Here is a 3,914-nt window from a genome sequence, read left to right as displayed (position 1 = left end):
ATCTCCAGGCCGCGCTGGCGCAGGTTCAGGGACTCCAGGATCTGGATGCCGACCTTGACCGGGGCGAATTTTGCGGCACCCCCTTGACAGCCCCACCCCGCTCCGGGCAATCTTCCGTTAAGCAGAAACTAACTTCCGCAATACGGAAGGAGCGCCGACATCCTCATGGGATACCCGGACCAGCGCTTCGATGTGAACCTTTCGATCCTCTTCACGGAACTCCCGCTCCTGGAGCGTCCCGCGGCAGCCGCCGCGGCGGGCTTCACCGCGGTCGAGCTGTGGTGGCCCTGGATCGAGACCCCCACCCCGCCGCAGGCGGAGCTCGACGCCCTCAAGAAGGCGCTCGACGACGCCGGCACCCAGCTGGTGGGGCTGAACTTCTACGCCGGACAGTTGCCCGGCCCCGACCGCGGCGCGCTCTCCGTGCCCGGCACGGAGTCGGACCGCTTCCGGGCCAACATCGAGGTGGCGGCCGACTTCGCCGCCTCGGTCGGCTGCACGGCGCTCAACGCGCTGTACGGCAACCGCGTCGAGGGCGCGGACCCGCAGGTCCAGGACACGCTCGCCCTGGAGAACCTGGTCCTGGCCGCCCGTGCGGCTGACCGCGTCGGGGCGATCCTGCTCGTCGAGACCCTCAACAAGCCGGAGTCGCCGCTCTATCCGCTGGTCAGCGCACCGGCCGCGATCGAGGCCGTCGACAAGGTCAACGCGGCGACGGGCCTCGGGAACGCGAAGTTCCTGCTGGACCTTTACCACCTCTCGATGAACGGCGAGGACCTGAGCCAGGTCATCAAGGCGTACGCCGCGAAGACCGGCCACGTCCAGATCGCCGACAACCCGGGACGTGGCGCGCCGGGCACCGGCTCGCTCCCGCTGGAGCAGCTCCTCGACGAGCTGAAGGACGCCGGGTACACCGGCTGGGTCGGCCTGGAGTACAAGCCGGGCGACCGGCCGAGCGCCGAGTCCTTCGACTGGCTCCCGGCGTCGGCCCGAGCGGCCCGCTGACCGGTTGACCGGCCGCGGGCGGGCCGGGCGGACCTGAGGGTCACGCCCAACCCCCTTACGTACACACGTTTTTCAGGAAGGCACCCTCATGAGCAACAACCTCCCCAAGGTTGCGTGGATCGGTCTCGGCATCATGGGCTCCCCCATGTCGGAGAACCTGATCAAGGCCGGTTACTCCGTCACCGGATACACCCTGGAGCAGGACAAGATCGACCGGCTGGTCGCAGCCGGCGGCACCGGCGCCTCCTCGATCGCGGACGCGGTCAAGGACGCGGATGTCGTCATCACGATGGTGCCCGCATCGCCGCAGGTCGAGGCCATCGCGTACGGCCCCGACGGCATCCTGGAGAACGCCAAGCGCGGCGCGCTGCTGGTGGACATGTCCTCCATCACCCCGCAGACCTCGGTCGACCTCGCCAAGAACGCGGCGGAGAAGGGCATCCGGGTCCTGGACGCGCCGGTCTCCGGCGGCGAGGCCGGCGCCATCGAGGCGGTCCTGTCCATCATGGTCGGCGGCGAGCAGGCGGACTTCGACGCCGCGAAGCCGCTCCTGGACGCGCTCGGCAAGACCATCGTGCTCTGCGGCCCGCACGGCTCCGGCCAGACGGTGAAGGCCGCCAACCAGCTGATCGTCGCGGTCAACATCCAGGCCTGCGCCGAGGCCGTGGTCTTCCTGGAGAAGTCCGGCGTCGACCTCGCCGCCGCGCTGGACGTCCTCAACGGGGGCCTCGCCGGCTCGACCGTGCTGACCCGCAAGAAGGACAACTTCCTGAAGCGGGACTTCGCCCCCGGCTTCCGGATCGACCTGCACCACAAGGACATGGGCATCGTCACCGACGCCGCCCGCAACGTCGGCGCGGCCCTGCCCGTCGGCGGTGTGGTCGCCCAGCTGGTCGCCTCGCTGCGTGCCCAGGGCGACGGCGGCCTGGACCACTCGGCGCTGCTGCGCTCGGTCGAGCGGCTGTCCGGCTCCCAGGTCTGACCCCCGGCTCCGTGAGGAGCACGGCCCCGTGAAGGGCGACCGGCCATGATCGCCGGACCGCCCCCGGGACCACGGCCCGCACTTCGGGCCCCCTGATCTCCGGGCCGCGGTGGCGCTGACACCTGTCCTGTCGCGCCCAGGCGCTGCCGCGGCCCGGAACCACACACTTCGTTTTCAACAAACTGTTGACGTTTTCTCTGCGGCGAACCTACGCTCCTCAAGCCGTCAGCAGCTCGTACGAAAGGTCATCCCGCCACATGGCTAAGCGTGTGCTCACGACCGAGTCAGGCGCCCCGGTCGCCGACAACCAGAACTCCGCCACCGCCGGTGTCGGTGGACCGATCCTCCTCCAGGACCAGCACCTCCTGGAGAAGCTCGCCCGCTTCAACCGTGAGCGCATCCCGGAGCGCGTGGTCCACGCCCGTGGCTCCGGCGCGTACGGCTACTTCGAGGTGACCGACGACGTCACCGGCTTCACCCGTGCCGACTTCCTCTCCGAGGTGGGCAAGCGCACCGAGACGTTCATCCGCTTCTCCACCGTCGCGGACTCGCTCGGTGGCGCGGACGCGGTCCGCGACCCGCGCGGCTTCGCCCTCAAGTTCTATACGAACGAGGGCAATTACGACCTGGTCGGCAACAACACCCCGGTGTTCTTCATCAAGGACCCGATCAAGTTCCCCGACTTCATCCACTCGCAGAAGCGCGACCCGTTCACGGGCAAGCAGGAGCCGGACAACGTCTGGGACTTCTGGGGGAACTCCCCCGAGGCGACCCACCAGGTCACCTGGCTGATGGGCGACCGGGGCATCCCCGCCTCGTACCGCCACATGAACGGCTTCGGGTCGCACACCTACCAGTGGACGAACGCCGAGGGCGAGGCCTTCTTCGTCAAGTACCACTTCAAGACCAACCAGGGCGTGCGCTCCCTCTCCAGCGAGCAGGCCGCCGAGCTCGTCGGCAAGGACGCCAACTCGCACCAGACGGACCTGCTCCAGGCCATCGAGCGGGGCGTCAACCCGTCCTGGACGCTGCACGTCCAGGTGATGCCGGCCGCCGAGGCCGCGGACTACCGGTTCAACCCGTTCGACCTCACCAAGGTGTGGCCGCACAGCGACTACCCGCTCCAGCGGGTCGGCCGCCTGGTCCTGGACCGGAACCCGGACAACGTCTTCGCCGAGGTCGAGCAGGCCGCGTTCTCGCCGAACAACTTCGTGCCCGGCATCGGCCCGTCCCCGGACAAGATGCTCCAGGGCCGGCTGTTCGCCTACGCGGACGCGCACCGCTACCGCCTGGGCGTCAACCACACCCACCTCCCGGTGAACGCGCCGCGGGCCGCCGTCGTCGACAACTACGGCCGCGACGGCATCCACGCGACCCGCAACGGCTCGCGCCACGACAAGAACTACGAGCCCAACTCGTACGCCGGTCCGGCGCAGACCGACGCGGCGCTCGCCGCGCCGCTCGCCATCCACGGCTGGACGGGCACGCACGAGGCGCCCGCCCACGCCAAGGATGACGACTTCTTCCAGGCGGGCGAACTCTTCCGGCTCATGTCGGAGGACGAGAAGGGCCGCCTGGTCGCGAACATCGCCGGAGGCCTCTCGCAGGTCACCCGCGACGACGTGATCGAGAAGAACCTCGCCCACTTCCACGCTGCCGACGCCGACTACGGCAAGCGTGTGGAGGAGGCCGTCCGCGCCCTGCGCGAGGACTGAGCCTCCCTCAAGTCCCTGCCCGTACCGCGCACCCGGATGAGGGGTGCCGCGCGGTGGGGGCAGGACGACGAGGCCGCGGCGGCTGTGCGATGCCAGTGCGGTGGTGAAGACCCGGGGACCGTCTCCTGACCTGAAGGAGACGCCCTCCCCCGGGGCGATCGCCGCCGCCGCGGTCCCTGTCACCCCCTGAACGAGGGCGTGGAGTACGGATA

General features: G+C 69.5%; 3 protein-coding genes. All 3 read left to right on the top strand.

Going from position 1 to position 3,914, the window contains the following annotated elements; genetic code table 11:
* Positions 1-165: 165 nt before the first annotated feature.
* Positions 166-1,005: a TIM barrel protein gene (locus tag ACFWM7_RS34330; protein WP_383268432.1), complete on the top strand. Its 840-nt coding sequence runs from the start codon at positions 166-168 to the stop codon at positions 1,003-1,005.
* Between the two features lie 88 nt (positions 1,006-1,093).
* Positions 1,094-1,987 (top strand): 2-hydroxy-3-oxopropionate reductase, encoded by an 894-nt coding sequence (locus tag ACFWM7_RS34325; RefSeq protein ID WP_383268430.1) that lies wholly within the window; start codon positions 1,094-1,096, stop codon positions 1,985-1,987.
* Positions 1,988-2,244: 257 nt separating this feature from the next.
* Complete coding sequence (locus ACFWM7_RS34320; RefSeq protein WP_383268427.1) at positions 2,245-3,702, top strand: catalase; 1,458 nt, start codon at positions 2,245-2,247, stop codon at positions 3,700-3,702.
* The last annotated feature ends 212 nt before the right edge of the window (positions 3,703-3,914 follow it).

This window comes from Streptomyces sp. NPDC058375 (genome assembly GCF_042723425.1).
GTDB classification, from domain to species: Bacteria; Actinomycetota; Actinomycetes; order Streptomycetales; family Streptomycetaceae; genus Streptomyces; species Streptomyces durocortorensis.
This window is presented reverse-complemented; position numbering and strand designations above follow the sequence as displayed.

Excerpts from the sequence above, each read along its gene's own strand:
- ACFWM7_RS34330 (WP_383268432.1), top strand. The coding sequence starts at position 166 with ATGGGATACCCGGACCAGCGCTTCGATGTGAACCTTTCGATCCTCTTC.
- ACFWM7_RS34325 (WP_383268430.1), top strand. The coding sequence starts at position 1,094 with ATGAGCAACAACCTCCCCAAGGTTGCGTGGATCGGTCTCGGCATCATG.
- ACFWM7_RS34320 (WP_383268427.1), top strand. The coding sequence starts at position 2,245 with ATGGCTAAGCGTGTGCTCACGACCGAGTCAGGCGCCCCGGTCGCCGAC.